Origin of the sequence: Streptomyces sp. CC0208, from assembly GCF_003443735.1 — a bacterium.
Classification (GTDB): Bacteria; Actinomycetota; Actinomycetes; order Streptomycetales; family Streptomycetaceae; genus Streptomyces; species Streptomyces sviceus.
Map to the genome: position 1 here is coordinate 1303423 of NZ_CP031969.1, position 24401 is coordinate 1327823.

Consider the following 24401-nt stretch of genomic DNA (forward strand, 5'->3'; position numbering starts at 1 on the left):
AGCACATGCGCCGCCTGAGCGGCGAGTTGGTGGCGGAGCTGGAACTCGACACCCCGGCACGCCCCGAGGACCTCTACGGCGCCCTGTGCGACGCGATGAGCAGACGCCGGGGCCGCCCGGTCCACTTCCGTACGGCGCCCTTCCCGCCCGGCACGGCCAGCGGACTGTGGCTCGACATGGCCGACCAGGACCTCGTCGTGATCGAGGAACGCACCGCCCCCGACCACCAGTTGGTCATCCTCGGCCACGAGCTGTGGCACATGAACGCCGGCCACTGCTCCCACCACGTCGAGGGCGCCGCGGTCGCCGCCCGCCTCCTCCACGACGACGCCGATCTCCAGGCCACCGTGCGCAAGGTCGCCGCCCGCAGCAGCTTCGACCTCGACGAGGAGCAGGAGGCGGAGAGCTTCGGCCTCCTGCTGGCGAGCAAGTGCCGTACCTGGCTCGCGGGTTCACCGCTGCGCGGGCCGGTGCAGCGGGACCGGCTGGCGGGGCGGATCGAGGCCTCCCTGGGGTATCTGGGACCGCAGGGCTGAGGGTTCACCGAGTGTCAGGTCGCACTGCGCTCGCTGGCCTCCCTCAGCTCCTGCTCCCCGCCGGGTGCCCACGCGCTCCCGGGGCTGCCGTCCCGCAACAGCTCCCGCCAGTGCTCCCGGCTCCAGTCCGCCGGGGCCGTGGTGGCCGTGAACTCCTCGACCAGGGAGACGAACCGGGCCGGGTCGGTGTGGAAGGGGAAGTGGCCCGCGCCCTCGAAGATCTCCAGACGGCTGCCGGGCATCGCCTCGTGCGCCCCGAAGGCGTGCTGCACGGGCACCACGCTGTCCCGGTCGCCCCACAGCAGCATGGTCGGCATGCCCTCGGTGAGATAGCAGCGGTCGAGCATGGTGACGACCTGGCCGCGCCAGTCGACGACCGCGCGCAGGGTGCGGATGAAGGCGTTGCGGGCGGTCTCGTCGGGCAGGGCGTCGACGAGGTTCAGCAGGTCCGGGGCGTCCTGACCGAGATCGGTGTCCAGGAGCTTCATCAGACGCACGGCGAGACCGACCTGGAGCCGCATCCCGGGCAGCCGCAGCGAGGACAGCATCAGGTGGGCGCCGGGCAGGGAGACCAGCCGCAGCACCGGATTGACCTCACGGCCCACCCCGCCCGCGCTGACCAGGATGAGCCGCTCGGTGCGCTCCGGGAACTGGTAGGCGAACTGCATGGCCACTCCCCCGCCCAGCGAGTGCCCGACCAGGGTGGCCGACTCGATGCCGAGCGTGGTGAGCAGATCTCGGACGCCGTTGGCGTACGCGGCCACCGAGTAGTCGGCGCGCGGCTTGTCGGAGTCGCCGTGGCCGAGCAGGTCGGGGGCGATCACGGTGTGGGTGCGGGCAAGATCGGGGATCAGTTCGGCCCAGGTCGCCGAGGAGTCGCCGATGCCGTGGATGAGGACGAGCGGCGGCCCCTCGCCCGCCCTGCGGAAGGCCCGGCGGTAGCCGTGCACGACGCGGTACTGCAACGCGAGTTCCGCGTCGCCCACCGAGCGCAGCCGGACCGCGCGCACCGGGCGCCGGAGCGGGTCGTCGACCACGTGCTCACCCTCCCCTGTTCCTGGCCGCCGCGCCACGGCAGCAAGCCCTTCCTCCCAGCGTAGGGCTGCTTTCCGCACGGTGATTTCGGTGAGGTTTCGCCTCCGCTAAGAGGTCATTTCAGTTGGTGAGTCGGCGGTGACATATGAGTGTCGCGGCGATGGCGGTGAAGGCGAGGAAGTGTTCAGGCTTGCGCTCGTAGCGGCGGTGCAGGCGTCGGCAGCCGGACAGCCAGGACACGGTCCGCTCCACGACCCAGCGGTGCCGGCCCAGGCGTTGGGATGACTCGATGCCTTTACGGGCCAGGCGGTGCCGGATGCCACGGGACGCCAGCCATCGTCGCAGGTGGCGGTAGTCGTAGCCCTTGTCCCCGTGCAGCTTGCCGGGCCGTCGGCGGCGGGGACCGCGACGTGAACGGATCGGCGGGATGCCGCGGACCAGCGGTATCAGTGCCTGGCTGTCGTGGAGGTTCGCCGCGGAGATGCCGATCGACAGAGGCAGACCACGGCGGTCCACGATCAGGTGGATTTTCGAACCCTTCTTGCCGCGGTCGGTCGGATTCGGTCCCGTCAGCTGCCCCCTTTGAGGGCCCGGACGCTGACGGAGTCGATCGCGCACCGCGACCAGTCCAGTCCGCCGCGGGAACCAAGTTCGTCCAGGACCAGCCGGTGGAGCTTGGCCCACACCCTGGCCTCGGTCCACTCGGTGAACCGGCGAAAGGCGGTCACGCCCGACAGGCCGAAGCCCGGCGGCAGTTGGTTCCAGGTGCAGCCCGAGGTGGCCACGAAGATGATCGCGGCCAGCACTTCACGGTCCCCTCGCCGCCGATGCCCTCCACCCTGCGGGCGTTCCGGGGCCGGCGGGACCACCCGCTGGAACAACTCCCACAGGTCCTCCGGCGCCAACCGTTCGACAAGCGCAGCAGTCATCACCTCAGACTGCCGCAAGATCACACCAACTGAAATGACGTCTAAGCGGGCGAACGAACCGGCGCGGAAGCCGGATTGTCAGTGGTGGGCGGCAAGCTGGAGACGCACACCCGTATGACCGGCAACGACTTGGGGAGAGCCGCCGATGCCCACCGCCGTACTGACCGACCGTGAGCGCACCGCCGTCCAGGCGTATCTGCGGCTGCTGCACACGGTCCGAGCCGCCTTCGACACCGCGGACGGCCCGCCCGACACCGCCCGGCCACCGGTCGTCCCGCCGGCGGTCCTCGCCGAGGCCGAGCAGGCCCTGGCGGAGGCGGGGCTCGCGGGCAACGAGGAGGCGTTCTTCGGGTTGCTGCACAGCTGGTGTCCGCCGGAGTTCTAGCGGAGTCGAGGGGTCGTGCCGCGCGTTCAGGCGTGCGGCACGGTCACCGAGGTGGCCACCAGGCCGTCCCGGACCGTCCAGCGGCCCTCGAGGACGCCGCGCCGCTCGCCGCCCACCAGCGGGCCGGGGACGAGGAGTTCGGCGCGCAGCGTGCCGCTGACGGGCCGTCCGGGGGCGACCAGGATGTCGATGTCGGCCTCGGAGAAGTCCAGCCACGTCCCGGTGAGCGGGAACCACGCCTTGTAGACGGACTCCTTGGCGCTGAACAGCAGCCGGTCCCAGTGGACGTCGGGATACGTTCTGGCGAGTTCCCGCAGCCTGACCCGCTCCCCCGGCAGCGAGACGCTCTCCAGCACGCCCTCCGGGAGTGGCCCGTGGGGTTCGGCGTCGATCCCGAGGGAGGCCAGGTCGGCGGAGCGGACCAGGGCGGCGGCGCAGTAGCCGTCGCAGTGGGTCATGCTGCCGGTGAGTCCGGCCGGCCACCGCGGGGCGCCGCGTTCTCCGGACAGGACCGGCTGCGGCGGCACACCGAGCTTCTCCATCGCCCGGCGGGCGCAGGCCCGCACGACGGCGAACTCGTGGCGGCGTTTGGGGACGGCGAGCGCGACGAGCGCGGCCTCCTCGGGGTACAGCGCGGTGTTCCCCGGCTCGTCGTGGCCGTGGACCTCGACCGCCACCACCGAGTCCGGCAGGAGTTCCTCGATCACAGCGCGCCGACCTCCCTGGGCACGATCCGGCGCAGCCGGCCGGGCGGCTCCGTCCGCTTGCGCCACTCCCGCGGATAACCCACCGACACCTCCTCGAAGCGGACACCCTCGTGCCAGGTGGTCCGCGGGATGTGCAGATGGCCGTAGACCATGGTCTCGACGCGGAACCTGCGGTGCCAGTCGGCGGTCAGCGCGGTGCCGCACCACATGGCGAACTCGGGGTACCACAGGACGTCCATGGGGTGCCGGTCCAGCGGGTAGTGGTTGACCAGCACGGTGGGCAGGTCGTCGGGGAGCGCGGCGAGTCTGCGCTCGGTCTCGGCGACCCGGGCCCGGCACCAGGCCTCGCGGGACGGATAGGGGTCGGGGTGCAGCAGGAACTCGTCGTTGCAGACGATGCCGGTGCCGTGCGCGTACTCCAGGCCCTGCTCCTTGGTGGCGCAGCCGGCGGGCAGGAAGGAGTAGTCGTACAGCAGGAACAGCGGGGCGACGGCGACGGGGCCGCCGGGGCCGTCCCAGATCGGGTAGGGGTCCTCCGGGGTGAGCACGCCGAGCTCCCGGCACATCTCGACGAGGTGCTCGTAGCGGGCGACCCCGCGCAGGGTGACGGTGTCCTTCGGGTGGGTCCACAGTTCGTGGTTGCCGGGGGCCCAGACGACCTGGCGGAAGCGGCCGGCGAGGGTCTCGAGGGCCCAGTGGACGTCGGCGACGGTCTCGGCGACGTCACCGGCCACCAGGAGCCAGTCCTCGTCGGTGCCGGGGCGCATCCGCTCGACGAGCGAGCGGTTCTCCGGATAGCCGATGTGCAGGTCGCTGACGGCCAGAAGCTGTGCCGTCCCACCGGCCGTAGACGTCACCTCTCGCCCCCTCCGAGCACCTCAGTTGGGACCACGAGATCACATTAGTTTGCCTGGTACAAGAGTGGCCCGGGGCGACGGAGTTCCATGATCGGAAATTCCGTAACACGGGCGTTGCACGCGTGGCCCATTGAAAGCCGTATGATCGCCCCAACACCACCGCAGTGAACTTCCCTTCGCAAGGGCGGTTTGGTGTCCCTCCAATCACCCTGCCCGGGCACGGGCCCGCTTCGCCCTGCCCGAAAACCCCGAAAGGCGGCCTGAATGCACTCTCGCGTACGCGTCTGGCTCAACCGCACGTACGCGGAGAACGTGTTCTTCATGGATCAGCTGCGGCGAAATCCCAGCGACAGAGCCGTCGAGATCCATGCGACGCACGGTGACGCCGACTCGCCCGTGCTGGCCGCCGCCGACACCGCCGAGCTGGAGCCGGAGGGGCTGTCCCCAGCCGCCTACGTCGAGTTCGCCCTCGACCAGTGCCAGAAGCGGGGCATCGACGTGTTCGTGCCCCGGCTGCACCAGGCGGCGATCGTCGCCCACCGCGCCGACTTCGCCGCGCTCGGAACGGCGCTGCTCGCGCCGCCGCCGGAGGCCGTCGCCGTCTTCCACGACAAGGTGATCGCCTATGAGGCGGTCAAGGCGGTCGGTGTGCCGGTGCCGCCGTGGTGGCGGGTGCGGACCGCGGACGAGCTGGTCGCGGCCGTCGAGGAGCTGGAGGCCGACGGCCACAAGGCCTGCTTCAAGCCCGCGTCCGGTGCGGGCGGGGTGGGCTTCCGGATGATCACACGCGCACCCTTCTCGCTCGCGCAGCTCAACGGGTTCCCCAGCCCCTACGTCTCGCTCGACACGGTCGTCGAGGCCCTCTCACAGGCCGACGAGCCGGTGGACTGGCTGGTCATGCCGCGCCTGGAGCAGCCGGAGGTCTCGGTGGACACGCTCACCGGACCCGACAACCGGGTGCGGCTCGCGATCGGCCGCACCAAGAACGGACGGCGTCGCGGGTTCACGCAGCACGAGCAGTGGCTGGAGCCGGCGCGGCTGATCGCGGAGGGGTTCGGGCTGCACTACCTGTCCAACATCCAGTTCCGGATGCTGGGCGACCGGCCGGTGCTGATGGACGTGAACACGCGTCCGGCGGGCGGTCTGCACCAGCTGTCGTTGTGCGGGGTCAACGTGCCCTGGGCCGCTGTGCAGTTGGCGCTGGGTGAGGACACCGGGGTGATCGAGCCGCCGTTCCTGGGACAGGACTACACGGTGGTGTCGGGGCCGAGGCAGTTGCGGCCGGTGTCGATTCCGGCTCAGCGGGCCGAGGTACCGGAACCGTTGCCCGCCGTGCCGGCGCCTGCGGCCGCCGAGGCGGTTGTCGTCGAGGCAGCGGGGCAGGTGCTGCCGCTTTAGGTTGCCTGCCGGGTGCGGAACCGTCGTGGTTGATCGCGCCCCTGGACACCTCACCCCCACCGGTATGGACCAATCCTGCCGCTCATCTTGACAGGCCGATTGGTCCATACCAACTTGGTTGCGCACCCCCTGCACCACCTCTCTGCACTCCCGAACACCCCCATTTCTTCAGGGAGATCGCGTGCGCAACCCACTCAGACGTTCCAGAGTCCTCGCTCTACTCGGCACCGCCGCTCTCGCGCTGGCCGGAGCCGTCGCCCTCCCCGGCACGGCTCAGGCGGCCAACGTCCTGACCAACCCCGGCTTCGAGTCCGGCAGCCTCTCCCCCTGGACCTGCACCGGCAACCTCGGTTCGGTCGTCTCCTCGCCCGTCCACGGCGGCTCCAAAGCCCTAGCCGGGGCGGTGAGTTCGAGCGACAACGCGCAGTGCAGCCAGACCGTCTCCGTGCAGCCGAACACCACCTACAGCCTCAGCGGCTGGGTGCGCGGCTCCTACGTCTACCTCGGCGTGAACGGCGGGGCCTCCACCTGGACGACGTCGCCGTCGGCGTACAGCCAGCTGTCCGTCTCCTTCACCACCGGCGCCTCGCAGACCAGCGCCACCGTCTACGTCCACGGCTGGTACGCCCAGGGCACCTACTACGCCGACGACATCAGCCTCGACGGGCCCGGAGGCGGGGGCTCGGACACCCAGGCGCCGAGCACGCCGACCGGGCTGGCGTCCACGGGCAAGACGTCGTCGAGCGTGTCGCTGAAGTGGAACGCCTCGACGGACAACGTGGGGGTCACGGGGTACGACGTCTACAGCGGCTCCAACAAGGTCCTCACCGTCTCCGGTACCTCCGCCACCGTCAGCGGGCTCTCGCCCAGCACGTCGTACACCTTCACCGTGAAGGCGCGCGACGCGGCCGGGAACACCTCCGGGGCGTCCAACTCCGTGAGCGTGACGACCGACGCGGGCAGCGGGAACCCCACCGGCTTCAAGCAGGCCGCGCCGTATCTGTACGAGGGCTGGGGCGATCCGCCGAGCCCGAGCACGGTGATGAGCGCGACCGGCGTCAAGTGGTTCACGATGGCGTTCGTGCTGGACTCCGGTGGCTGCAATCCCGCCTGGGACGGCAGCCGGCCGCTGACCGGCGGTGTCGACCAGAGTGCCATCAACCAGATCCGGGCCGCCGGCGGTGACATCGTGCCCTCCTTCGGCGGCTGGCAGGGCAGCAAGCTCGGCGCCAACTGCTCCTCGGCGAGCGCGCTCGCGGCCGCCCTCCAGAAGGTGATCGACGCCTACTCGCTCAAGGCGATCGACATGGACATCGAGAACAGCGACGAGTTCGAGAACGAGGCCGTCCAGGCGAGGATCCTGACCGCGCTGAAGACGGTCAAGGCCAACAACCCCGGCCTGAAGACCATCGTCACCTTCGGCACCACGACCACCGGCCCGACCTACTACGGCAACCGGCTCATCGAGCAGGCGCAGTCGCTGGGCGCCAACATCGACGTCTTCACCATCATGCCGTTCGACTTCGGCGGCGGCTCCGACATGTACGGCAGCACCGTGAACGCCACGGAGGGGCTGAAGGCCAAGCTGAAGTCCACCTTCGGCTGGGACGACGCCACCGCGTACTCACACATCGGCATCTCCGGCATGAACGGGCTCTCCGACCAGCAGGAGAACACGACCCCGGCGATCTGGACCCAGATCCGCGACTGGGCGAACTCGCGTCACCTCGCCCGGCTCGCCTTCTGGTCGGTCAACCGGGACCGGCCGTGCCCGGGTGGCGGGGTCGTGAGCAACTGCTCCGGCATCAGCCAGAGCAACTGGCAGTTCACGTCGATCACGGCCGGCTTCACCGGCTGAACGAGCGGTGCCTGCCGGTCCCTCAACCGGCAGGCACCGCCCCGTCGTCAGAACCGACCGGAACCCCGGTACAGCTCCAGCTCCCCGTCCAGTTCGACCTTGAGGACCGTGGCGTACGGGTCGAGGTCCGCCGCGGCCGGCGGGTCGATCCACACGATGCCCACGGCGTCGTGGAGTCCGCCCACCATCCGGTGCCCGAGCTCCGTGCCGGTGCCGAGCACGGTCACCTTGCGGACCGGGGTGACCAGGCCGCGCAGGCCCACTTCGGCGCGCGGCGCGTCGAAGAGCACCAGGTAGAGCGTCCTGCCGTCCGCCGACAGGGTGCTCGGTCCGTAGTGGTGCCCGGCGGGCAGCCCGCGCACAGTCCCGTACACGGCCTCGGCGTGCTTGCGGATCCACTCCCCCAGACCCTCCAGGCGCTCGACCTGGGGCTCGGGGATGGTGCCGTCCTCCCTCGGGCCGACGTCCAGCAACAGGTTGCCGCCCCCGCCGATGGTCTCGGTGAAGTAGCGGATCAGCTGGGCAAGGGACTTGTGGTTGTGGTCCTGGTGCTGGTAGCCCCACGAGTCGTTGATCGTCAGGCACAACTCCCAGGGGCCGTCGGGCGGTTCGATGGGAGCACCCTGCTCGGGGGTGGCGTAGTCGCCCTCACTGAGCATGCGCGCGTTGAAGACGACGTCCGGCACGTACGACCGTACGAGCGCGGCGAGTTCGGGGATGCGCCACTGCTCCTCGCTGCGTTCCCACTCGCCGTCGAACCACAGCAGGTCGGGCCGGTAGCGGGAGGCGAGCTCACGGATCTGGCCGTCCCGGTAGGCGATGAACCGCTCCCAGGCCGCCAGGTCCTCGTCCTCGGCGGCGACCTCGGAGTAGCGGTTGTCCTCCTGCTCCGGCGGGCGGCCCGGCTTGCGCGTGGAGGCGTAGTCGGGGTGGTTCCAGTCGGAGTGCGAGTAGTAGAGGCCGACCTTCAGGCCCTTCTCCCGCAGGGCCTCGGCGTAGGGGCCGAGGTAGTCCCTGCCGAGGTTGAGGTCGCCGAACTCCGTGTCCCACAGGGCCACTCCGTCGTGGTGACGGCTCGTCAGGACGGCGTACTTCGCGCCTGCCCGGGCGAACAGGTCGGCCCAGGCACGCGGGTCGTACCGGGCGCCGGTGAAGCGCTCCAGCTGGGACATGTACCGGTCGTGCGGGACGATGTCGTCGTAGAACGACCAGGACTCCTGGACGCCGTCGACCGCGTAGATGCCCCAGTGGATGAAGATCCCCAACTTGGCGTCGGTGAACCAGGGTTGCATCGGCACGGGTCAGCCCCTCCGCAACCGGAGCGTCAGAACCTGGAAGGGCCGCAGCGAGACCGCGACCCCGCCGTCGGCGACCTCTGCCGTCTCGTCCTCCAGCGGGCGCTCCAGCAGGTCGGTGACTTGGGCGCCGGCCAGCGGGAAGCCGGTGCGCAGGACGCCCTGGGCGCGGCCGCCGCCCGACTCGTAGAGACGGACCACGACGTCACCGGAGCCGTCGTCGGCGAGCTTGACCGCCTCGACGGTCACACCCTCGCCGTCGACCGAGACGACCGGCTCGGCAGCGCCGGACGCGTCCGCCACCCGGAGCGGGAGGTTGAGGGAGTAGCCCTCGGCGACGGTGTCCTGGATGCTCGCGCCGGGCAGCAGCGAGTAGGTGAAGCGGTGCCTGCCCTGGTCGGCCTCCGGGTCCGGGATGCGCGGGGCACGGACCAGGCTGAGCCGGACCGTGGTCGTCGTACCGCCGTCCTCGCGGACCGTGCGGGAGACGTCGTGGCCGTAGGTGGAGTCGTTCAGCACGGCGACGCCGTAGCCCGGTTCGCCGACGTGCACCCAGCGGTGGCCGGAGACCTCGAAACGGGCCGCCTCCCAGCTGGTGTTGGTGTGCGTGGGCCGCTGGATGTGGCCGAACTGGATCTCCGCGGAGGAGTGCGCGGCCCTGACGTCCACCGGGAAGGCGGCCTTGAGGATCTTCTCCGCCTCGTGCCAGTCGATGTCGGTCTCGAAGTCGATCCGGGGGCTGTCGGCGCGCAGGGTGATGGTCTGGGTGATCGTCGAGCCCTTGCCGAAGGACCGGGTCACGCGGATCGCGCCGAGCAGCGGGTCCTCGGAGACGAGCTCGACCGAGGTGGGCTCCAGCAGATCCGTGTAGCGGTTGTTGTAGTGCTTGTCGATGTCCCAGGCGTCCCAGTAGTTGGGGAGGTCGGTGTGCAGGCGGAGCAGGTTGCCCTTGTCGCCCAGGACTTCGCGCTGGGCACGCAGGTCGTACACGGACGACAGGGTGCCGTCCTCGGCCACCTCCACGCGTACCAGGCCGTTGTCGAGGACCCGGCCCTCGGCCTTCACGGACCGGGTGGGCTCCGCGTCCGCCAGCGGCGCGCTGCCGCTCGCGGGCACCTCGACGTACGCCAGAGCGCCCTCGGTCGTGCGGACCACCTCGGCCCGGTCGAAGGGGCTGGTGTTGAAGACCCGGGTGCCACCGGCGCCCAGCGCGGCCACCGCCTCCGCGGTCAGTGCCTCCAACTCCTCGGCCACGCGGGCGTATTCGGCCTCGGCCTCGCGGTGCACCCAGGCGATCGAGGAGCCCGGCAGGATGTCGTGGAACTGGTGGAGCAGCACCGTCTTCCACAGCCGGTCCAGCTTCTCGTACGGGTAGGAGTAGCCCGGCGCGTGCAGCGCGGCCGTCGTCGCCCACAGCTCGGCCTCGCGCAGCTTGTGCTCGGAGCGGCGGTTGCCCTGCTTGGTGCGGGCCTGGGAGGTGTAGGTGGCGCGGTGCAGCTCCAGGTAGAGCTCGCCGACCCAGACCGGGGCGTCCGGGTACTCCTCGCGGGCCTTGGCGAAGAACTCGTCGGGGTGCTCGACGACGACCTTGGGCGAGCCCTCCAGGTCGGCGAGGCGCCGGGCCCGCTCCATGATCTCGCGGGTGGGGCCGCCACCGCCGTCACCCCAGCCGAAGGGGGCCAGGGAGCGGGTGCCGCCGCCCTTCTCGTTGTAGTTGCGGACCGCGCGGTCCATCTCCTCGCCGCTGAAGCGGGCGTTGTAGGTGTCGACCGGCGGGAAGTGCGTGAAGATGCGGGTGCCGTCGATGCCCTCCCACCAGAAGGTGTGGTGGGGGAACTTGTTGGTCTGGTTCCAGGAGATCTTCTGGGTGAGGAACCAGTCGTTGCCGGCGAGCTTGGCCAGCTGCGGGTAGGCGGCGGTGTAGCCGAAGGAGTCGGGCAGCCAGACGCCCTTGGTCTCGACGCCGAAGTGCTCGATGAAGAACCGCTTGCCGTGGACGAGCTGGCGGGCGATGGCCTCGCCGCCGGGCAGGTTGCCGTCGGCCTCGACCCACATGCCGCCGACCGGGGCCCACTGGCCCTTCTTCACGGACTCCTGGATGCGGGCCCACACGTGCGGGTAGTTGTCGCGCACCCACTCGTACTGCTGGGCCTGGGAGCAGGCGAAGATGAAGTCGTCGTACTCGTCGGCGAGCGCGGTGACGTTGGAGAAGGTGCGGGACGTCTTGCGCTTGGTCTCGCGGATGGGCCACAGCCACGCGGAGTCGATGTGCGCGTGGCCGACACCGGAGATCGTGTGGGCGCTCGCGTGGGCGGGCCTGGCCAGCACCGGTGCGAGGACCTCGCGGACGGCGGCCGCGCTGCCGGAGACGTCGTCCAGGTCGAGGGCGTCCATGGCCCGGTCCAGGGCGTGCAGGATCTCGTGGCGGCGGGGCTCGTGCTCGGCGAGGTGCACCATGAGCTCGCGCAGCACCTGGAGGTCCAGGTCGAGGTGGAAGACCTCCTCGTCGAGGACGGCGAGGTCGGCGCGCTGGAAGGTGTAGAGGGGCGCGGAGCCGGCCGTGAGCTTGTCGCCCATCGGCGTGACCTTGGAGAAGTTGTCCTTGAGGATGTCCGGGTTGGAGGCGGCCTCGACCAGGTAGTCGATCTGCTCGCCGCCGTTCGCCGGATTGGCGATGGGGACGTACTGGTTGAGGGGGTTGACGGCCTTCAGGGGGCGGCCGTCGGCCAGGTGGACCAGGGCCTCGGCCTGGTTGCCGGGCCAGTCGCCGACGAAGCCGAGGTCGATGACGGCCTCGACGCGCCGTCCGGCCCACTCGGCGGGGACCTGGCCGCGCATCCGGAACCAGGTGGTCCCCCAGGGCGGGCCCCACGGGGTGTCCATCGCGAAGGGTGTGTAGCGGGCGGCCGCGGCCTCCTCGAAGGAGACCGGCTCGCCCGGCGCCTGCCAGGCCTCGACCTCGAAGGGGACGGTGGCCGCGTAGATCGCGGGCTTGATGCGCTGGTCGTGGGCGCGCTGGACGCGCTCCTCGATGCGGCGGCGTTCGTCGTGCATGAAGGGTCTCCAGGGAGGGAGAGGGCGAGCTGGTGGGGCTGTGGAGGCTGTGATGGCTGCAAAGCGAGGGGAAAGCGCTTTCCCGAGACGGACGCTACTTAAGGTACGCGAGCCCCGGATGCACCGAGGTGTAGCCCTCCACCAGCCTGTGGGCGACATTGACGGAGTCGACCAGCGGGTGCAGCGCGAAGGCCTTCACCGCGGTCGAGCGCGAGGCCGACTCGGCGGCGGCCAGCACCTCGCGCTCCACCGCCTTGACCGAGCAGACGAGGCCGGTGGCGTGGTCGGGCAGCGGGGCGACGGAGACGGGGTGGGCGCCGTTGGCGTCGACGAGGCAGGGCACCTCGATGACGGCATCGGTGTCGAGCACGGAGAGCGTGCCCTGGTTGCGGACGTTGAGGATCAGGGTCGTGCGCTCGTCCCGGGCGATGGCCCGCATCAGGGCCAGGGCGACCTTCTCGTATCCGCCGGACAGGTCGTCGGCGTCGCGCTCGCCGGCGCCGGCCGTCTCCCGGTTCTCGGACATGTAGGTGGCCTCGCGCTCGGCGCGGGTGCGGTCCCAGACGTCCAGCGCCCGCACACCGGGGGCGCCGACCTCGTCGTAGAACCGTGCCTGCTGGTCGGCGAGGAAGGCGCCGCGGGTCTTCTCGGCCTGCTGGTAGGCGCGGACGGCCTCGCGGTTGAAGTAGTAGTAGTGCAGGTACTCGTTCGGGATCGCGCCCAGCGACCGGAGCCAGTCGACGCCGAAGAGCTTGCCCTCCTCGAAGGAGCCGAGCAGGTCGGGGTCGGCGAGCAGCCGGGGCAGCTCGTCCCGCCCTGCGATCTTCAGGCCGCGGACCCAGCCGAGGTGGTTCAGGCCGACGTAGTCGATCCAGGCCTCGTTGGGGTTGGCGCCGAGCACGCGCGCGATACGGCGGCCGAGGCCGACCGGGGAGTCGCAGATGCCGATGACCCGGTCGCCGAGGTGGCGGGACATGGCCTCGGTGACCAGGCCCGCCGGGTTGGTGAAGTTGATGACCCAGGCGTCGGGGGCGAGCCTCGCCACGCGCCGGGCGATGTCCACGGCCACCGGGACCGTGCGCAGTCCGTAGGCGATGCCGCCCGCGCCGACCGTCTCCTGGCCGAGGACGCCCTCCGCGAGGGCCACCCGCTCGTCCTCGGCACGGCCCTCAAGACCGCCGACGCGGATCGCCGAGAAGACGAAGTCGGCGCCGCGCAGGGCCTCGTCGAGGTCGGTCGTGGCGCTCACCCGTGGGGCGTCCTCGACCTGGGCGGCCTGCTCGGCGAGGACCCGGGTCACCGCGGACAGCCGGCCGGCGTCCAGGTCGTGCAGCACGACCTCGGTGACCCTGCCCTCGCGGCGGTCGCCCAGAAGGGCGCCGTACACGAGCGGCACGCGGAACCCGCCGCCGCCCAGAATCGTCAGCTTCACTGTTGCACCTTTCCTGCCTCGACCACCTCGACGCCCGCCTCCTCCAGGGAGGATCGGGTCACCGGGTCGGCCGGAGCGTTCGTGACCACCACGTCCAGGTCCTCGGGATCACAGACCTTCGCCATGCCCGTACCCGGGAACTTGGCGGCGTCGGCGAGCAGGACGACCTTGTCGCCGGCCTTGATCATGGCTCGCTTCACCGGCACCTCGACGACCGTCGTGTCCATCACCTGCCCGCCCGGGCGCACTCCACTGGTACCGAGGAAGAGCCAGTCGGCGTGCAGCTGGCGCAGATTGTCCTCGGTGAGGAAGCCGACCAGGCTGCGGTACTCACGGCGGAGCATGCCGCCGAGCAGCACCAGCTCGATGCCCTCGTCGTCGGCGAGCTCCTCGTAGACCACCAGGTTGCTGGTGATCACCGTGAGGCGGCGGCCGTGCAGCTGCCGGGCCAGCCGGAAGGCGGTGGTGCCGATGTCCAGCAGCACCGTCTGGCCGTCGGCGACCATGGCGGCGGCGCACTCGGCTATGGCGTCCTTCTCGGACACGCGCACCTCGGCGACCTCGGCGAAGGGCTGGTCGCCCTCCTCCACGACGGCGCCGCCGTGCACACGCGTGAGCAGTCCGTCCTCCTCGAGTTTGACCAGGTCGCGCCTGATCGTGGCAGGGCTCACACCCAGCTGCTCGGAGAGATCGGTCACGGACGCGGGACCACCGGAGCGCAGGGCCCGCAGGATGAGTTGGTGTCGTCGTTCTGCCAGCACGACGTGCACACTACTCGTCATCTTCAATCATTTCCATGCTCAGTTCTGCTCAGGTATTGACCAATCTCGCGGAGCAGCGCACGATTCCCGTCATCGAAATTGACGAGTTTTGACGAGAGGCTCATCGCGTGGACGACGACAGGCCCGACGTGCTCCTGACCGGGCTGCTCTTCTACGATCTCGTCCTCACCGGGCTCGGGAAGCCGCCGACGCCCGGCGAGGAGATCTGGACGGCCGGCATGGGCTGCGGCCCCGGCGGCATCGCCAACCTGGCGGTCGCCGCGTCCCGCCTCGGCCTGAGGACCTCCCTGGCCACGGTCTTCGGCGACGACTTCTACGGCGCCTACTGCCAGGAGGTCCTCGCAGGTCAGGAAGGCGTCGACCTCTCGCTCTCCCAGGTCGCGGACGGCTGGCACACCCCCGTCACCGTCGCGCTGGCCGACGGTGACGACCGGGCCCTGGTCACCCACGGCCAGGAGCCGCCGTACTCCCAGGACACGCTGATGGGCGACCCGCCCGAGGCGCGCACGGCCCTCGTCCACCTGGAGGCCGAGCCCCGCGCCTGGCTCTCCAAGGCCGCCGCGAACGGCACGCACATCTACGCCGACGTCGGCTGGGACCCCACCCAGGAGTGGTCGAAGGACCTCCTCGACCAACTGGCCCTGTGCCACGCCTTCCTGCCCAACGAGGGCGAGGCGATGGCCTACACCCGCACCGACAGCGCGTTCGCGGCCCTCGGCACCCTCTCCGAGCTGGTCCCGGTCGCCGTCGTCACCCGGGGCGGGGACGGCGCGATCGCCGTCGACCAGGTCACCGGCGAGTACGCGGACGTCCCGGCCCTGCCCGTCGACGTGCTCGACGCCACGGGCGCCGGTGACGTCTTCGGCGCCTCGTTCGTCGCCGCCTCGCTGGGCGGCTGGCCGCTGGAGGAACGGCTGCGGTTCGCCGTCCTCGCGGCCGGACTGTCCGTCCGGCACCACGGCGGCGCCCTCGCGGCCCCCGGCTGGTACGGCGTCGACCGCTGGTGGCGCTCCCTGACCGACCCCGGCCTTCGCAAGGCGTACGGCTTCCTGGCCGACCGTCTGCCGGCCGACGTCGGCCCGCCGGTGCGCCACGCCCCGGTCACCCCGCCCCGCCCGCACTGACCTCACAACGCCCCCACAGCCCACGCCCCTCAGCACCACGAACAGGAACAACAGGAGTGACCCGTGGACCTTTCTCGTAGAGGCTTCCTCCAGGCCGCCGCGCTCACCGCGGCCGCGTCCGGACTGACCGTCGCCTGCGGCGGCTCGGGCTCGGGCGGCACCAAGAACGGCAAGAACCTCACCCTGTGGTACTGGGGCGGCGCGCTCAGCGACAAGGTGGTCGCGGAGGCGAAGACCCACTTCAGCAGCCAGATCAAGCTGACCACGGCGTCCATCGGCGGCGACTTCAAGCAGAAGCTCACCACCACCCTCGCGGCGGGCAGCTCCGTGCCCGACATCACCGGCATCAAGGGCGAGGACATCGCGTCCTTCCTGCCCAACGCGGACCGCTTCCTCGACCTGAACGACCTCGGCTTCAAGAAGATCTCCTCGCAGTACCTGGACTGGAAGACCAAGCTCGCCCAGACCGAGGACGGCAAGCAGATCGGTTTCCCGATCGACATCGGCCCCACCGCGCTCTTCTACCGCGAGGACCTGTTCGCCAAGGCCGGGGTGGACACCGACCCCGCCAAGGTCGCCGCGCTGGTCAAGACCTGGGAGGACTACTTCCAGCTCGGCACCGAGCTGCAGCGGAAGAACCCCGGCACCTACCTGGTCAACAACATCAGCTCCGTCTTCAACATCGCGGTCGGCCAGGGCACCCAGCGGTTCATCGACAAGGACAACCACTTCATCGGCGACCAGGACCACATCCGCGCCGCGTGGACCACGGCGGTGCGCCCGTACACCCTGGGCCTCGACGCCAAGATCAACGACAACACCTGGAACGCCGCCGTCGGCAAGAACCTCCTCACCGAGCTCGGCGCGGCCTGGCACGCGCTGGACATCGAGCAGGCGGCACCGCAGACCAAGGGCAAGTGGCGGGTCTGCGCGAACCCGGTCGGACCGGCCAACCAGGGCGGCTCCTACCTGGCGCTGCCCAAGCAGTGCCGCAACCCCGAAGAAGCGTTCAAGATCATCAGCTGGATCCTCAGCCCCGCCAACGACGCCCGCGGATTCACCGACGCCGCCATCTTCCCGGCCGCCCCGGCCGCCTACACCATGCCGGCCATGACCGGTCCGGACGCCTTCTTCGGCGGACAGAAGATCATCGAGGTCTTCGGCCCGGCCGCCAAGGCCATCAAGGTGGCCTACGAGGCGCCCGCCGACGCCGCCGTCATGGCCCCCTTCATGACGGAGCTGACCAGCATCGAGGCCAAGGGCAAGAAGCCCGACGACGCCTGGAAGGACGCGGTCAGCCAGGCCAAGCAGATCGCCCGGCGGCAGGGGGTGAGCTGAGGTGACGTCACCTCCGGTCACCGGTCCCGCCGCGGTGCCCGCGCACCGCGGCGGGCCGGGCCCGGCCCGGTTCCGCCCGCGGCGCACGGCACCCGCGGGCACAGCTCGGCCCAAGCGGCGCGGACCGCTGGCGTACTGGCGGCAGTACCTGGCGATCTCGCCGTTCTACCTGATCTTCGCCGCGTTCTCGTTCTTCCCGGTCTTCTACTCCCTGTACCTGGCCTTCCAGCGCTGGGACGGCATGGGCACCATGCAGTTCGTGGGGTTCCAGCAGTTCCGGTTCCTGTGGGACGACCCGGTCTTCTGGCTGTCGATCCGCAACACCCTGGTGATCTGGGTGCTGTCCACCGTGCCGACGCTGTTCGGTGCCCTGGTCCTGGCGACGCTGCTGCACTCGGTGCGCCGCTTCAAGGGCTTCTACCGCATCGCGCTGTACGTGCCGAACGTGACCTCGATCGTCGCCGTGGCGATCTTCTTCGGCGCGGTGTTCAGCAACAACTTCGGTCTGGTCAACGCGATCCTGGGCGTGGTCGGCATCTCGCCCGTTCCGTGGCTGAGCAACCCGTGGCTGATCAAGGTGGTCATCTCCCTGCTGATGACCTGGCAGTGGACCGGCTACAACATGATCATCTATTTGGCCGGCCTGCAGGCGATCCCGACCTCGATCTACGAGGCGGCGAAGATGGACGGCGCGGGGCCCGTCCGCACGTTCTTCCAGATCACCATCCCGATCATGCGGCCGATCATCCTGTTCACGGTGATCATCTCGACGATCAACGGCCTGCAGAGCTTCAGCGAACCGCAGGTCCTGTTCGCCAGCAACGCCGCCAACGCCAACCTCGGCGGCCCGGGCCAGGCGGGTCTGACGACCTTGTTGTACTTCTACCAGTCGGCCTTCCTCAACAACGACTACGGCTACGGCGCGGCCATCGTGTGGGCCTTCTTCGTACTGATCATCATCCTCGTCGCCGTCAACTGGCGCATCACCACACGAGGGAGGAAGGCATGACCGCGGTCGACACCGCACGGCCGACCACGGGCGGCAGGCGACTTCGCCGCCCCAAGGGCCTGACAGCGCACATCATCCTCGTCGTGGCCGTCCTGCTCTCGGTCTTCCCCTTCGCGTGGACGATCGTCATGGCGACCAACACCACGCAGGACATCTACAAGAGCCCGCCGAAGTTCACCTTCGGCTCCCATCTGCTGGAGAACATCCGGCACGTGCTGAACACCATCGACTTCTTCGGGTCGATGCTCAACACGGTGATGGTCGCGACCGTCACCACCGTCCTGGTGCTGTTCATCGACTCCCTGGCGGCCTTCACCTTCGCCAAGTTCGACTTCCCCGGACGCAAGCTGCTCTTCGGCACGCTGCTGCTGTTCATGATGCTGCCGCTGCAACTGGCGATCCTGCCGCAGTTCATCCTCATGTCGAAGATCGGCTGGGTCGGGATGCTCAAGGCGCTCGCCCTGCCCTCCCTCGCCAACGCCTTCGGCATCTTCTGGCTGCACCAGTACATCCAGAACGGCGTGCCCGACGAACTCCTCGACGCCGCCCGCATCGACGGCGCCGGGTTCTTCCGTCAGTACTGGAACATCGCGCTGCCGATGATCAGACCCGCGCTGTCGTTCCTCGCCATCTACGCCTTCGTCAACTGCTGGAACGACTACATCTGGCCGCTCGTCGTGCTCACCGACCCGGGCCACGTGACCCTCCAGGTGGAGCTCGCCCAGCTCAACGTCGGCCACACCACCGACTACAGCATGGTCATGGCCGGCGTGCTGATGGCGGCGCTTCCGCTGGTCATCGTGTTCAGCATCTTCGCCCGCGGATTCATCGCGGGCGCCACCGAGGGAGCGGTACAGGGCTCCTGACCCGGTGCCGTGAGAAAGGGGTGGGCGGTGAGCCACGACATCGGCAAGGTCCTCGTGGTGGGCATGGACGGGCTGCGCTACGACCTGCTCACCCGCTCCCCGGCCGTGGCACCCGTACTGCACGGGCTCATGGCGACGGGCACCCACGGCACCAGCCTGCTGCCCTACGGCGAGGCGGACGGCCAGGCCCCGGACGGGCCGTCCACCAGCATGGCCTACACCGACTCCGGGCCCGGCTGGTCGAGCGTGCTGACCGGGGTGTGGCCCGACCGGCACGGCGTGCGCGGCAACGACTTCGCCGGTGCCGACTACGGCCGCTACCCCGACTTCCTGAGCCGGGCCGTCGCCGCCCGGCGCGGGCTGCGCACCGCGGCCGTGGTGTCCTGGCCGGAGCTGATCCGGCGCGGCACCCTCGGCCCCGCCATCGGCCGCCGGGTGCGCTACGACGGCGAGACGGACGGCTACGGCACCGCGGACCGCCTCGTCGCCCGCACCGCCGAGCGCTGGATCGGCCAGGACGATCCCGACGCCGTGTTCGTGTACTTCGGCGCCACCGACGAGGCCGCCCACGCCATGGGCCCGCACAGCCTCGCCTACGACCGGGCCCTGCTCACCCAGGACACCCACCTCGGTTGGCTCCTCGCGGCCATCGACGCCCGGCGCTCGGACCCCGCCCGCGCGCGGGAGCGCTGGACCGTGCTGGTCACCACGGACCACGGGCACCTCGACACCGGCGGCCACGGCGGCGACACCCACGCCGAGCGCGAGGTGTTCGTCGTCCTGGCCGAGCCCGGCATGCCCGGCGGGACCCGGCTCGACACCCCGCGTCTCATCGACATCGCCCCCACCGTCCTGGACCGGCTCGGCATCCCCGTCGACCCGGCCTGGGGCCTGCAGGGCCGGGTCCTGCACGGCCACGGACGGTCCTGCCACATCCCGTCACCACCCACCCCGCCACCGACTTCGGAACGGTCATGACCGACGCACCCCGCGGACCCCGCCCCGCCGATCCCCTCCTCGCCCTGCGCCCCTGGGAGGCGCCCGAGGTGACCTCCTGGGGTCGGCTGCCCATGAACGCCGTCGACCGGCGCTCCGGAGCACTCCCCCTGGACGGCGACTGGCGTTTCCAGTTGCTGCCCACTCCGGACGCGCCGGTCGGCGGTGCCTGGTCCTCCTCACACGTCCCCGGTGTCTGGACGATGCAGGGCACCGACGACCTCCCGCAGTACCTCAACGTCCGCATGCCGTTCCCGGAGTTCCCGCCGCACTCCCCCGCCGCCAACCCGACAGGGGTCTACGAGCGTGCGGTGGACGTCCCCGCCGAGTGGGCCGGACGCCGGATCGTCCTCCAGGTCGGGGCCGCCGAGAGCGTGCTCCTCGTGCACGTGGACGGGCAGCCCGTCGGGATGTCCAAGGACTCCCACCTGGCGGCCGAGTTCGACCTGACGGGACGGGTGCGCGCCGGCACGCGGAGCGTCGTACGGCTGACCGTGGTCAAGTGGTCGGACGCCTCGCACATCGAGGACCAGGACCAGTGGTGGCACGGCGGGATCACCCGCTCGGTGCTGCTGTACGCGACGGATGAGCTGCATCTGTCCGACGTGACCGTGCGGGCCTCCTTCGACGGCTCGTTGCGGGTCGACTGCCGGGTGCGGGACACGGGTGGGGCGCTGCCCGAGGGGTGGTACGTCAGCGGGGAGCTGGACGGCCGACTGCTGACGCAGGACGCGGAGTTCGACCGGTTCAACCGGGAGGACGAGCGGGTCTCGGACTTCCTGGGCGAGGCACGTCTGACCGCGACGGTCCCGGACGTCCGGACCTGGAACGCCGAGACGCCCGAGCTGTACGACCTCACCGTCCGGCTGCACCGCGCCGACGGCACGGCAGCCGACACCTCACGGCACCGGATCGGCTTCCGGGACGTCGAGATCACCGGCCGGGATCTGCTGGTCAACGGCGAGCGGGTCTTCATCCGGGGCGTCAACCGGCACGACTTCCACCCGCTGACCGGGCGGACCGTGTCGTACGACGACCTGCGCGCGGACCTGGTCACGCTGAAGCGGTTCGGGTTCAACGCGATCCGCACCTCCCACTACCCCGGCGATCCCGCCCTCTACGACCTCGCCGACGAGCTCGGCTTCTACGTCGTCGACGAGGCGGACATCGAGTCGCACGACCACGCCCACGAGATCGCCGACGACCCGCGCTACCTGAACGCCTTCGTGGACCGGGTCTCGCGGATGGTGCTGCGGGACAGGAACCACCCGTCGGTCATCGTCTGGTCACTGGGCAACGAGTCCGACTACGGGGCGAACCACGACGCGGCCGCCGGCTGGGTGCGCCGCCACGATCCGACGCGGCCGGTCCAGTACGAGGGCGCCGCCAAGCTCGACTGGGCGGCGACCGGCGACGCCACCGACATCGCCTGCCCCATGTACGCCTCGCTGGAGGAGTGCGTGGACCACGCCCTCTCCGGGCGGCAGACCAAGCCGCTCATCTGGTGCGAGTACTCGCACGCCATGGGCAACAGCAACGGCACGCTCGCGGACCATTGGGCGGCCATCGAGTCAACGCCGGGTCTTCAGGGCGGGTTCATCTGGGAGTTCTGGGACCACGGCATTCTGCAGCGTGTGAACGACGGCAGACCGGTCGGACGTGGGGGCGTCGGGCTCTATGACAACGGTGTCGCCGCGCCCGGACATCGCTGGGCGTACGGCGGCGACTTCGGCGAGGCCCTGCACGACGGCGCCTTCATCGCGGACGGCGTGGTCTTCCCGGACCGCACGCCCAAGCCGGTGATGTACGAGCACCGGGAGATCGCGGCACCGGTGCGCATCGAGTGCTTCCGGCACGAGGGCATCGTGCTCGGCAACCACCAGCACTTCCGGGGTCTGGCCTGGCTGGCCGGAGAGTGGGAGCTGTCCCTGGCCGACGGCCGCACCCTGACCGCGCCCGCCGAGCTGCCCGATCTGCGGCCCGGGGAGACGGCGGCGGTGCCGCTGCCGTTCACACTGCCCGAGGACGGCGGTGAGGCGTGGCTGACGCTGCGGGTGACCACGGCCGCGGACGAGCCCTGGGCCCCGCGCGGGACGGTGCTGTGCGTGCCGCAGGTGCGGTTGCGGGAGGCGGTGCCGCAAGCACCGACGGCTTCGCAGAATCGTTCCGTCGAGGTCGACGACGACGGTCTCCTGGTCCACCCCCTGCTCACCTCCGCTCCCACGCTCTCCCTGTGGCGGGCGCCCACCGACAACGACGAGCTCGGCGGAATGGCACCGCGCTGGCGCGACTGGGGGCTCGACGCGCTGGTGCGCAAGGTCACCGACGTACGGCGGACTCCCGGTCGGGTCACCGTCCAGGCCGAGTACGCCTGCGAGGCCGGAGTCGTGCGCCATGCGCAGGTCTTCACGGCCGTCGAGGGCGGGGTCCACGTCGAGGAGTCCGCGGAGCTGCCGGAGCAGCTCGACGACGTGGCACGGGTCGGCTGCGTGTTCGAGACGGTCGCCGGGCTCGACCTGATGGAGTGGTACGGACAGGGCCCCTGGGAGTCGTATCCGGACCGCGCCTTCGGGGCTCCGGTCGGCCATCACGCGGTGCCCGTGGACGAGTTGTTCACCCCCTATCTGCGCCCGCAGGAGAGCGGCGGCCGGCACGGGGTCCGGCACTTCACGCTCTCCGCGCCGGACGCCACCGGCCTCGCGGTCGCCCTGGACGAACCACGCCAGGTCGGTGTGAGCCGGTACCGCGCGGCGGACCTCACCGCTGTGGCGCACCACGACGAACTCGTCCCCGGGGCGGGCTGTGTGGTGCACATCGACGCGGCCCACCGCGGCCTCGGCACCGCCTCGTGCGGCCCCGACACCTTCGCCTCCTATCGCGTCGCGCCGGGCGTCCATCGCTGGAGCTGGACCCTGCGCGCGCTCTGAATCCCCCGTCTTCCTCACTTTCCCCGCAACGGAGCACACGTGTGCACTTCGCATGACCACCCTCAGGCCGAGGCCGCGCAGGCCGGTGCCGCAAGACGCAGTTTCCTGCGCGCGACGGCGCTGCTGGGCGCGGCCGCCACAGCAGGGGTCGCACTGCCCACGGTGGCCGAGGCCGCCTCGGGTGCGTCCTGGCGTCCCGACACCGAGAGCCGGCGGTTCACGCTGGCCGTCATGCCCGACACCCAGTACCTCTTCGACGGGCCGAGCATCGACAAGGCCCCCTTCGATGCCTCGCTGCGGTATCTCCTGGAGCACGGCAAGGACGAGAACATCGTCTTCCTGTCCCACCTCGGCGACCTCACCCAGAACGGTGCGGCGCCCGAGTTCGCCGCGATCGGCGACGCGTTCAGGCTGCTGGACCGGCGCGGGGTCGGCTACAGCGTCCTCGCGGGCAACCACGACGTGAAGTCGTCCACCACCGACCAGCGCGGTGCGACACCGTACCTGGACGTGTTCGGTCCCGACCGCTTCAAGGGCCACAGGACGTTCGGGGGCGCCTCCGCGGACGGCTACAACACGTACCACCTGTTCAGGGCCGCGGGCCGCGAGTGGATGGTGCTCGCCCTGGACTGGCGGCTGTCGGACAAGGGCTACGCCTGGGCGAAGAGCGTCCTGGCCGCCCACCCGAAGACCCCGGTGATCCTGACCACGCACGAGCTGGTCGTCGAGGACGACAGCCTCTCGGAGTACGGTCAGCAGTTGTGGGACCAGCTGGTCAAGGACCACGACCAGATCTTCCTCACTCTCAACGGCCACTACTGGCCCGCCGGCCGGGCGACCCGCACGAACACGGCGGGCAACGACGTCCACCTGCACCTGACGAACTACCAGAACCGGTACTTCGGCGGGGCGGCCATGATCCGCCTGTACCGCTTCGACCTCGACCGTGGCGTGATCGACGTGGAGACGGTCTCCCCGTGGATCCTCGGCCGGGCCAAGAAGGGCCTCAACGAGCTGGAGCGGCAGGAGATCGAACTCAGCGGCGACGCCGACCGGTTCTCGGTCGAGATCGACTTCGCGTCGCGGTTCGCCGGCTTCGATCCGGTGCCCGCGCGTCCTGCGCGCCCGGTGTCGAAGATGCTGATACCGGGGACGGCCGCGTACTGGCGGTTCGATGCGGCGGTCTCCGGCACGGTCCGCGACCTCTCGGGCCGTGGCAACGACCTCACCGTGGTGTCGGTGGGCGGCGGCTCGCTGGGCTGGTCCGCGGACCACCACCCCGACCAGCCCGGCCACGGCAGCCTGGAGTTCCAGGGCTACAAGTCGCCGCTGAAGGGCGCCTATCTGCAGACGGTCGACAAGGCGCCGATCAACTCGGCGGTGTTCAAGGACGGTTACACCATCGAGGTGTTCTACCGCATGCCCGCCGACTGGGACCCGGACCACAACGCCTGGGCGGGACTGGTCAGTCGACGGGGAACCGGCGGCGCCGCGGGCAAGACCGGCGACGACCCCGACGAGCCGCTCGCCACGTTGTCGCTCTCCAACGACCGGGAGCCGCAGTGGGCCATGCGGCCGCTCAACCAGCAGGGCATCGCGACCAACTGGGGCCAGGAGACACCGCTGGAGACCTGGTGGCACCTCGCCGTCGTCAACGACGGCAGGCACACCACCCTGTACGTCCAGGGCTGCCCGGTGGTCCGCAATCCGAAGGCGTCCGCCGTCGGCATCACCTCGGTCGGACTGCCGTGGCTGGTGGGCGGCTACACCTACGCCGACAAGATCGACCAGATCTTCCACGGACGGCTCGGCGACGTCCGGATCGTCTCGCGGGCGCTGCCCGTCTCGTCCTTCATGACCCACTGAATTCGAG

The 24401-nt window shown here is 70.4% G+C and carries 19 protein-coding genes; 11 read left to right on the forward strand and 8 right to left on the reverse strand.

Annotation, left to right across the window (positions count from 1 at the left end):
• Positions 1 to 5: 5 nt before the first annotated feature.
• Complete coding sequence (locus D1369_RS06055; RefSeq protein WP_007386038.1) at positions 6 to 536, forward strand: hypothetical protein; 531 nt, start codon at positions 6 to 8, stop codon at positions 534 to 536.
• 14 nt (positions 537 to 550) lie between these two features.
• Here D1369_RS06055 and D1369_RS06060 read toward each other — a convergent pair whose 3' ends face one another.
• Both D1369_RS06060 and D1369_RS06065 read right to left on the reverse strand, forming a co-directional pair.
• On the reverse strand, positions 551 to 1573 hold the full coding sequence (locus tag D1369_RS06060) for an alpha/beta hydrolase (RefSeq protein WP_037902055.1): 1023 nt from the start codon (positions 1571 to 1573) through the stop codon (positions 551 to 553).
• Positions 1574 to 1691: 118 nt separating this feature from the next.
• Positions 1692 to 2500, reverse strand: a protein-coding gene (locus D1369_RS06065; RefSeq protein WP_106433498.1) for an IS5 family transposase whose coding sequence is annotated in 2 segments (ribosomal slippage) — positions 1692 to 2150 and positions 2153 to 2500 — 807 coding nt in all. Because the reading frame shifts where the segments join, the coding sequence is not laid out codon by codon here.
• Positions 2501 to 2645: 145 nt separating this feature from the next.
• Here D1369_RS06065 and D1369_RS06070 point away from each other — a divergent pair.
• Complete coding sequence (locus tag D1369_RS06070) at positions 2646 to 2885, forward strand: hypothetical protein (protein ID WP_007386035.1); 240 nt, start codon at positions 2646 to 2648, stop codon at positions 2883 to 2885.
• A 26-nt stretch (positions 2886 to 2911) separates the two neighbouring features.
• Here D1369_RS06070 and D1369_RS06075 read toward each other — a convergent pair whose 3' ends face one another.
• Together D1369_RS06075 and D1369_RS06080 are read right to left on the reverse strand one after the other, a co-directional pair.
• Positions 2912 to 3592, reverse strand: a complete 681-nt coding sequence (locus D1369_RS06075) for a 4'-phosphopantetheinyl transferase superfamily protein (RefSeq protein ID WP_007386034.1) — start codon at positions 3590 to 3592, stop codon at positions 2912 to 2914.
• Positions 3589 to 4449: a metallophosphoesterase gene (locus tag D1369_RS06080; RefSeq protein ID WP_007386033.1), complete on the reverse strand. Its 861-nt coding sequence runs from the start codon at positions 4447 to 4449 to the stop codon at positions 3589 to 3591. Before D1369_RS06080 ends, D1369_RS06075 begins: the two co-directional genes overlap by 4 nt.
• A 264-nt stretch (positions 4450 to 4713) precedes the next feature.
• Here D1369_RS06080 and D1369_RS06085 point away from each other — a divergent pair, with 264 nt between their 5' ends.
• The gene (locus tag D1369_RS06085) at positions 4714 to 5847 is read left to right on the forward strand and encodes an ATP-grasp domain-containing protein (protein WP_007386032.1); all 1134 of its coding nucleotides are present in this window, start codon (positions 4714 to 4716) and stop codon (positions 5845 to 5847) included.
• A 181-nt stretch (positions 5848 to 6028) separates the two neighbouring features.
• Positions 6029 to 7705, forward strand: coding sequence for a carbohydrate binding domain-containing protein (locus D1369_RS06090; protein WP_007386031.1), 1677 nt, complete (start codon positions 6029 to 6031; stop codon positions 7703 to 7705).
• A gap of 47 nt (positions 7706 to 7752) precedes the next feature.
• Here D1369_RS06090 and D1369_RS06095 read toward each other — a convergent pair whose 3' ends face one another.
• From D1369_RS06095 to D1369_RS06110, 4 genes are all read right to left on the reverse strand, one after another.
• Positions 7753 to 9003 (reverse strand): alpha-L-fucosidase, encoded by a 1251-nt coding sequence (locus D1369_RS06095; protein WP_205574459.1) that lies wholly within the window; start codon positions 9001 to 9003, stop codon positions 7753 to 7755.
• Positions 9004 to 9006: 3 nt separating this feature from the next.
• Entirely contained in the window at positions 9007 to 12054 is a 3048-nt protein-coding gene (locus tag D1369_RS06100) for a glycoside hydrolase family 38 C-terminal domain-containing protein (RefSeq protein ID WP_118082314.1), read from the reverse strand.
• A gap of 94 nt (positions 12055 to 12148) precedes the next feature.
• The gene (locus D1369_RS06105; RefSeq protein ID WP_118082315.1) at positions 12149 to 13486 is read right to left on the reverse strand and encodes a 6-phospho-beta-glucosidase; all 1338 of its coding nucleotides are present in this window, start codon (positions 13484 to 13486) and stop codon (positions 12149 to 12151) included.
• Positions 13483 to 14247, reverse strand: coding sequence for a DeoR/GlpR family DNA-binding transcription regulator (locus tag D1369_RS06110; protein ID WP_037903885.1), 765 nt, complete (start codon positions 14245 to 14247; stop codon positions 13483 to 13485). The genes D1369_RS06105 and D1369_RS06110 overlap by 4 nt, the downstream gene beginning before the upstream one ends.
• Positions 14248 to 14375: 128 nt before the next feature.
• Here D1369_RS06110 and D1369_RS06115 point away from each other — a divergent pair, with 128 nt between their 5' ends.
• The 7 genes from D1369_RS06115 (at position 14376) to D1369_RS06145 (ending at position 24394) form a co-directional block, all read left to right on the forward strand.
• Positions 14376 to 15392: a carbohydrate kinase family protein gene (locus tag D1369_RS06115; RefSeq protein WP_007386026.1), complete on the forward strand. Its 1017-nt coding sequence runs from the start codon at positions 14376 to 14378 to the stop codon at positions 15390 to 15392.
• 63 nt (positions 15393 to 15455) lie between these two features.
• The gene (locus D1369_RS06120; protein WP_118082316.1) at positions 15456 to 16730 is read left to right on the forward strand and encodes an extracellular solute-binding protein; all 1275 of its coding nucleotides are present in this window, start codon (positions 15456 to 15458) and stop codon (positions 16728 to 16730) included.
• A gap of 127 nt (positions 16731 to 16857) precedes the next feature.
• Positions 16858 to 17739 carry a sugar ABC transporter permease gene (locus D1369_RS06125; RefSeq protein ID WP_037903882.1) on the forward strand — a complete coding sequence of 294 codons (882 nt, stop codon included), beginning with the start codon at positions 16858 to 16860 and terminating at the stop codon, positions 17737 to 17739.
• The gene (locus tag D1369_RS06130; protein ID WP_007386023.1) at positions 17736 to 18605 is read left to right on the forward strand and encodes a carbohydrate ABC transporter permease; all 870 of its coding nucleotides are present in this window, start codon (positions 17736 to 17738) and stop codon (positions 18603 to 18605) included. The genes D1369_RS06125 and D1369_RS06130 overlap by 4 nt, the downstream gene beginning before the upstream one ends.
• Positions 18606 to 18632: 27 nt before the next feature.
• Positions 18633 to 19583 carry an alkaline phosphatase family protein gene (locus D1369_RS06135; protein ID WP_037902050.1) on the forward strand — a complete coding sequence of 317 codons (951 nt, stop codon included), beginning with the start codon at positions 18633 to 18635 and terminating at the stop codon, positions 19581 to 19583.
• Positions 19580 to 22528, forward strand: coding sequence for a glycoside hydrolase family 2 TIM barrel-domain containing protein (locus tag D1369_RS06140; protein WP_118082317.1), 2949 nt, complete (start codon positions 19580 to 19582; stop codon positions 22526 to 22528). Before D1369_RS06135 ends, D1369_RS06140 begins: the two co-directional genes overlap by 4 nt.
• A 39-nt stretch (positions 22529 to 22567) precedes the next feature.
• Positions 22568 to 24394 (forward strand): LamG-like jellyroll fold domain-containing protein, encoded by a 1827-nt coding sequence (locus D1369_RS06145; RefSeq protein ID WP_007386020.1) that lies wholly within the window; start codon positions 22568 to 22570, stop codon positions 24392 to 24394.
• Positions 24395 to 24401: the final 7 nt, after the last annotated feature.

What these genes read in the sequence shown, in the direction of transcription:
- D1369_RS06085 (WP_007386032.1), top strand. Translation starts at nt 4,714, where the DNA reads ATGCACTCTCGCGTACGCGTCTGGCTCAACCGCACGTACGCGGAGAAC.
- D1369_RS06055 (WP_007386038.1), top strand. Translation starts at nt 6, where the DNA reads ATGCGCCGCCTGAGCGGCGAGTTGGTGGCGGAGCTGGAACTCGACACC.
- D1369_RS06100 (WP_118082314.1), bottom strand. Translation starts at nt 12,054, where the DNA reads ATGCACGACGAACGCCGCCGCATCGAGGAGCGCGTCCAGCGCGCCCAC.
- D1369_RS06140 (WP_118082317.1), top strand. Translation starts at nt 19,580, where the DNA reads ATGACCGACGCACCCCGCGGACCCCGCCCCGCCGATCCCCTCCTCGCC.
- D1369_RS06070 (WP_007386035.1), top strand. Translation starts at nt 2,646, where the DNA reads ATGCCCACCGCCGTACTGACCGACCGTGAGCGCACCGCCGTCCAGGCG.
- D1369_RS06130 (WP_007386023.1), top strand. Translation starts at nt 17,736, where the DNA reads ATGACCGCGGTCGACACCGCACGGCCGACCACGGGCGGCAGGCGACTT.